This window comes from Paenibacillus sp. RC21 (assembly GCF_044907935.1).
Taxonomy (GTDB): domain Bacteria; phylum Bacillota; class Bacilli; order Paenibacillales; family Paenibacillaceae; genus Paenibacillus; species Paenibacillus terrae_A.
In genome coordinates this window covers 1-6,473 of record NZ_JBIYCS010000021.1, presented here as the reverse complement: position 1 = coordinate 6,473, position 6,473 = coordinate 1, and the positions used below count along the sequence as shown (strand labels likewise).

At 38.9% G+C, this 6,473-nt stretch carries 7 protein-coding genes; all 7 read right to left on the bottom strand.

The genetic code is table 11. The features are described 5' to 3' along the window. Positions 1 to 452, bottom strand: a 452-nt coding sequence (locus tag ABIA61_RS26585) for a phage portal protein (protein WP_404581512.1), incomplete at its 3' end; no start/stop codon positions are given. A gap of 109 nt (positions 453 to 561) precedes the next feature. Beyond that, positions 562 to 966 carry a GNAT family N-acetyltransferase gene (locus ABIA61_RS26580; protein WP_038573410.1) on the bottom strand — a complete coding sequence of 135 codons (405 nt, stop codon included), beginning with the start codon at positions 964 to 966 and terminating at the stop codon, positions 562 to 564. Between the two features lie 380 nt (positions 967 to 1,346). Then, positions 1,347 to 1,802, bottom strand: a complete 456-nt coding sequence (locus ABIA61_RS26575; RefSeq protein ID WP_404521973.1) for a hypothetical protein — start codon at positions 1,800 to 1,802, stop codon at positions 1,347 to 1,349. Between the two features lie 75 nt (positions 1,803 to 1,877). After that, positions 1,878 to 2,498 carry a hypothetical protein gene (locus ABIA61_RS26570; RefSeq protein WP_404581511.1) on the bottom strand — a complete coding sequence of 207 codons (621 nt, stop codon included), beginning with the start codon at positions 2,496 to 2,498 and terminating at the stop codon, positions 1,878 to 1,880. 120 nt (positions 2,499 to 2,618) lie between these two features. After that, entirely contained in the window at positions 2,619 to 3,467 is an 849-nt protein-coding gene (locus ABIA61_RS26565) for a copper amine oxidase N-terminal domain-containing protein (protein ID WP_404521960.1), read from the bottom strand. Between the two features lie 151 nt (positions 3,468 to 3,618). After that, complete coding sequence (gene terL / locus ABIA61_RS26560) at positions 3,619 to 5,169, bottom strand: phage terminase large subunit (RefSeq protein WP_404581510.1); 1,551 nt, start codon at positions 5,167 to 5,169, stop codon at positions 3,619 to 3,621. A 176-nt stretch (positions 5,170 to 5,345) separates the two neighbouring features. After that, entirely contained in the window at positions 5,346 to 6,191 is an 846-nt protein-coding gene (locus ABIA61_RS26555) for a tyrosine-type recombinase/integrase (RefSeq protein ID WP_404581509.1), read from the bottom strand. Positions 6,192 to 6,473 lie beyond the last annotated feature (282 nt).

Here is a 6,473-nt window from a genome sequence, read left to right as displayed (position 1 = left end):
TTATGTAAGCCAAGTAATACATTTCGTTCTGCTGTTCCATCTTCCAACACATAGACATTCAAAGGAGATAGCACCGTGGCTGAAAACTGGCCATCGGAGTCAATATAATTCAACTCGAAGCTCTCGCCAAAGATTTCAGATTGTTTCCGAAGCTGTAGATTATGCTCCTTGTCCCAATGACTCATATGTATATCTATATTATGTATAGCTGTGTCCTGATCCGACTTGGACACATAGTTTACTGGCTTACCGAGCAGATAGCCGACTTCATTATCTACGAACTTACGAGGGAAATTGAAGATCAGCTTTTGATTACTTCGACTTTCTTGCATCGCATAGTTCTTGAGAATAGCATGCTGACCATTGTAGTAATCTGCATATTTCTGTTTGGCTAATGCAGCCGATTGGAGTTCATTTAGACATTCTATAATGATTTGTTCCGTTATTTGCAAATAGATTCTTCCTCTCAAAATAGGTTAAGTATTTGTTGCTTGAATAAAGAAAAGAACCACCTTTACTAAGGTAGTTCCTTGTTGAAATAATAGTTTCCCGTTAGTTCAATCATATCAACTCTGAGATAAACATTGGTGTAGCTCCATCCTCTGTATTAAAGCCAAATTTATTATAGAAATCCACTGCATGAGGATAAGAAATTAATACTTTTGTTTTACACCCTTTATATCTATCAAGCATTATATTCATCATTTCCTTACCTATACCTATACTCTGATAACTCGGATTAATAAGCATATAATGAAAATATACCGTTAAAACACCATCTGACAAAGCATTTATTAAACCGACAAGCTTTCCTCCTTCCCAAGCGGTAACAATTGAATGAGACCCTCCGATTGCTTGTAAAAGCTCGTTTGGATACTTGCCAGACTCCCATTCTACCGAAAGAAATAACTCTTGGAGTGCATCCTTAGTGATATCCTCTTTGCTTGAAGCGTAATAAATACTCACCCCTATACCTTCCTTTCATAAAACTAACTACGGCACAACATCTGTTTTAAACTCCCATATTTCGATGGTTTTGCAATCCTTACGAAACCATAAAATAATACCGACAAAGCAATTTCGGATTTATCAAAGTGAATAATCACTTTATTTACCTCAATATACTATTAAAAATATGTATAGAACATGGATTAACTGAAGTGTAATTTGTATTTATTTACATTAGAGAATTCATGAGAATACTTCTTTTACTTAAGCATACTAATCCTAAGAGGCTTATAGCGTTAATCTGCCCGTTAGCTTAACGAGCTAAAATAGCGACATTCAATGGGACATGTTCTTGTCCCTCGACAACTCGACTTTTGATAGGAACAAATTCTGCCTCTTCAATATGATGCTTTTGACTGTGTAAGAAGAACTTGTCCTTTTGGTAGACCTGTCCCACCGTAAATAGTCACTGTATAAGCGCCTGAAGGAACAAGTGGCATACTATCATTATTTACAAGTTCTACTGTTGCGTCTTCTGCAACACTTGCATTAAAAATAACCGTATTCTTACTGTCGTGCTTTACTTCGACCCTAAAAGAGTGTGCTCCAGTATTTTTTGCATTAAGTTTAATATGTGGATATCCAACTGTCACAGAATAATCTTTTTCAGGGTCCACTTTATCACCCGCTAAATCCCAAGTTAGTGTATCTTCGAGTGCATCAGGACTGCTTTCAAAGATTCCATTTTCTTCTTTGGATTTTAAATCAACATTATTTTTCAAGGCACTTGAAACGCCAATAATAAGTAAAATAGATGCAGTGGTAGCAATAATCTTCATAACTTTGTTTTTCATTTATGTAACATTCCTCTCAATGAACAGATTTCAACTAGCGTTTCCCGTTGCTTAACAAGGATTTCTTTTAAATACTTATAATGATTCTTGCCCATATTCATTCCAATATTGCTTTAAATGCTCTTGTAACGCAGAATCAAGCTCAGCATTATCATATTCCACATCATTTTCGGCAGAGAGAATTGCCATTCCCAAGGGTCCGCTGAGTCCCCTTGAACCTCCACTCATGCCAAGCTCAGGTAGCAATTCAGCTTGGGAATACCAGCGTTCTGCATAATCCTTGGTACCGCCTGCATTTCTAACGATATATAGTCGATGCAGGATGTTAACATCATCCCGATAACCATAGTAAAAATAACCTTTTTCCTTAAGAGCATCCGTAATATTGATTTCTTCGCTGTTGACACTTACAATGAGCTGTCCCGAGGACTCTTTGACTACCCAATCGCCGTCGTTTTCGCTACCCATGGTGGCTGTATGGTCTTCTGCAATTTCATAGTGCAGGGAGGTTTTATTAGCAAAGACAACAGTCTGTCCTCTACCTTTGAAAATCCTCGCATAATCAGTAGCGGCTGCATTTTCATATGTTTGACCTTGTTCGCTTGATAATTGTCCACCATCTTTTGAAACAGAACAAGCAACAAGGGTGAACACTAATGTTGATAATGTAGTTATTTTAAACATTTTTTTTATCATGATTCGTTTCCCTATCTCCTTTTTTCTTTTGTTTTACTTAGAATATAATCTAGCATGTAATTACTGGTATTGGTATATCCAATACACTATCCTGCCCGTTCGTAATAAGAAAAAATCACTTTATACAACTGTATTACTTATAACCTTAAGAAAACCGTTCTTTGCAGCTGTATCAATTAACTGATTAATGGAGCGACTTGCGGTATCGCTAAACAAATACCACTCATCTTTTGATACGTCATGAATCAAAATCTCTGGGTACTCTGCTAAAAGTTCAGATGGAAAAGAACGAATTAAAGAATAAACATCAAAGCGAACTAAGCTGTTCCCTTTTGGGTCTAGAAAATCATATTGTGCATTTTTATAATAAGACCCAAGTGTGTCAATAGTGAATCTCCAAGAGTAGTCTGCAGGTGCTTCGACCTTTTCACCTTTGTTTTTCACAAAAATATTATAAATTGTTTTGTTATATGCATTTCCATTAATTTTCTGAACTACGCCGCCCATAGTCATATGGTATTCATGTTGCAATACTTTTACTTGTACACCGTCTATGAACAATGGTTCAGTATCAACCGTCACTGCAAAGTTGTTGTAATTGACATGGCATCCAAACGTCTCTGCAATAAAACGAAGTGGAACAAATATGCGATTATTTTTCATGTATGGTTTTACATCAAGCAGCATTTTCTTACCGTTCTTCTCAGTTGTACTACTGTTCAGTGTTAATATGACTTTCATATCGCTTTTAGCGAGAATAACCTCGGAATTGGACCATTCGACGCTAGCCCCCAAATTCTCACTAATAACACGTAGAGGTACCATTGTACGTTTGTTCTTAATTTCGGGCTTTACATCGGATGCAATAGCAACACCGTCAACTTTGATTTGATTTTCTGCTGCATAAGTAGTTGACGATGAAATAAATAAAAAGATTGCAAGAAAAACCCCAAGGAATGCTTTTTTCATAAATGATAGCTCCTTTTTTGGTTAAATTCGAATTCGTTGCGCAGTAACTCCCCCCCATATTAAGACGAAACTTGATAAAATTTGTTGCACTCTCCTGCTCGTTAACTAACGAGATTAGATCAAAATAAAACTTGAGTTTTTAGCAAAACCCTCAAAATAACAAGCTTCGATCATAAAATTTCAGACTCTTGACCGACTGAATCAATTGAACAGCCCCATATAAACTATCTGGAGCATCGTCGTATGTACAGTTTCGGTTATAATCCTTTACCTGATGATTATATCGAAGGTTATCTGCATTGAATAGAATATGACCCTTCTTCACTTCCGGCTCCAGACTAATAATACGCTCATGTTTCTGTCCCTTGGAATGTACACTTTCTACGGGTGTATGTATCTTCGCCTTCCATAACTCTTCTTCAAACTTTTGCTTCATATAGCTCTGTGCCTGATTCACCTCAAAGCCAAGCTTATCTACAGGATAAAGCTTCAACTTTTCAATAGCCACTTGGAACAAATTATCTGGCAACAGCTTATAAATATTACCGTCAACCACATACATTTGCTTCGTCTTCCTGTGCTGCCCAATAATGGAGACAGCAGAATAGTCATTTTTCTTCCCGGCTTTAATGGCTGGATCAATGTACATCGCCATTTCCATATCCTCAAATTCAGGTAGCCTGTCCCAATACATGATATTCTGGAATATGTATTCATCGGTTGAGCGGGGATCGTTCTGTAGCTCTTTATAGAAGCTTTTTTCTCCCATCGCTTGCTTCTTGCACATCAAATAATAATAGTCCAAATACTCGTTCCATAGGATTTTCGTACCCTCCAGCATTTCCTCCTCATTAGCCATAAAGAAAGACAAAGCCGTATTGATCCTGTCCTCATCCTGCAAGTTATTATATTGTCGTTCCCACTCTAACCACAAATCATCACGCTCTGAAAATTGAAGCACGGCTGCTTTACGGACACTTCGCACACCAGGGATTTTACCCTTGAGCAGATCAGCCATGATATCTTCTTCGTTCAAAATCGTTCCGCAGATCAGAATATTCGTATCCCTTGTTCCAATAGGAAGAATCACATCCGTAAATGTATTTTTAATCTGTTCTCGTTTGGCTTCGGATCGTGCGGTATCTTCCTTGAGCAAGTCATCCATTAAAACTAGCGTAGGACGGTGATGCTTGTAATGAATACCTCGAAGTGAACCGTCAATTCCACGAATCATAATGCATGAATCTAATCCACCTTTACTTTTCAACCATATCTCATTGTTGTTCCAGCGACTACCTTTACGAATACCGAAATCCTCAATCAACATCTGATTTGTTTCCAACTCATCTTTGATCATATCAAGGAACGGAAGAGCAATTTGCTCTGTGGCAGATATAATCAATGTAAACTGTGATTTATCATAAAGCGTGGCATACAGCGGAAATAAAAAAGAACTGATCGTGGACTTTCCATGCTCTCTAGGGAGGCCGAAAGCCGTAATCAGTCCAGTATGGGCAAGCATATGTCTTAATTCCGTGAATAGCTCTCTGTGAAACTTGCCAAATACTCGATCAAAGTATTTAGGAAAATAGGCTAAAGCGAAAAATTCAATGTCCATCTCACCAATAAGCTTGCGTAGTTCAGAGAAAGAGAACGTTTCGATCAATTGTTTCATTTTGGGCGGCTTAAAATGCTTCTCCATATACTGCTTCAGCAACTCAGCCTGACGCTCAGCTTCTTGCTTTATTGTTTCAATAGTAGTGGCTCCTTTCTCATATGTACCGTAAAATGATCACAAAAATTTCTGCACCCTTTGCTGGCGGCTCTGTTTCTACAAATAGAAGACCCCCTCCCATCCACGACAAAAAGAGTGGCTCATCACCACTCGATATTTGCCAAAGCTAGTTCCATATCCTGCTGTGTTGTTAGGGTATAGATATTGGTCGTTGCTACGTGATCATGTCCAAGGATTTGCTGGATGGTCGTCAATGGAGTCGTTTTAACCAACTTATAGCCAAGCGTATGTCTGAGCATATGGGGTGTCACCTTTACATTGACTCGATCCCCGTATTTGCTCAAAATCAGATTAATCGCATTTCGCTCCAAAGGCCCTCGCTGCCCCATACATAGATATTCTGATTCCACTTGTGGTCTGACTTCGAGATATCGAGTAATGGCTTTCCGTACATCCTTATTCAATGGTATGGTACGAAAGGAGTGCCCCTTGCCGAGTACCTTCAATATTCCTTTGCGTTCGCTTATTTCAATATCCCTTAGCTTGATGCCAACCAATTCGCTTACCCGTATCCCTGTTCCAAGCAACAATTCAATCATACAGATATGTAGCCGATTACCCATACGATGAATTTCATTTCTCAGCTTCCACAAATCCTTTTCCGTTAACCCTTTGTATTGCCGAACAACCTTGTTCCTGACCGCTTCGATATGTATTTCTTCCTTAATATACCCTTGTTGATGCATCCATTGTGCAAATACGTTCATACTGGCGATCTTACGATTGATGGTCAGTATCGCTTGGTTGGTGCTTTGCAGAACCTTCTTGTATTCTACGCCATCCAATTCAATCCACTTGTCCAGTCCATATTCCGTCTTGCCCCGATACCACGCTATGAACTGTAATACGTCTCGAATATAGCAGGAAACCGTGTTCTCACTCCGATCCTTGCTCCGTAAATGCGCTTCAAATCCTTGAATATACTCCATATTCGCCCCCACCCTTCGCTTTGTGTGTCACATCATACCGTTGATGTGGGGCAAAGTCCACTCCATACATAACCTATCTTATGCACTTGGTTTGGGCAATTTTGGGGCTAATTCAGGGCTAGAACAGGTATTTATCTATACAAATACTGACGGCATAACGTTATGACTATGAATCATCCGGCTCCACATATCCTTCCTCAATCTCGACCGATTCCTCAATAGCTTCATAGTCGGCATCCACCACATCGGCTTCGATCATATCCTGAAATAGCTGCTTCCGTT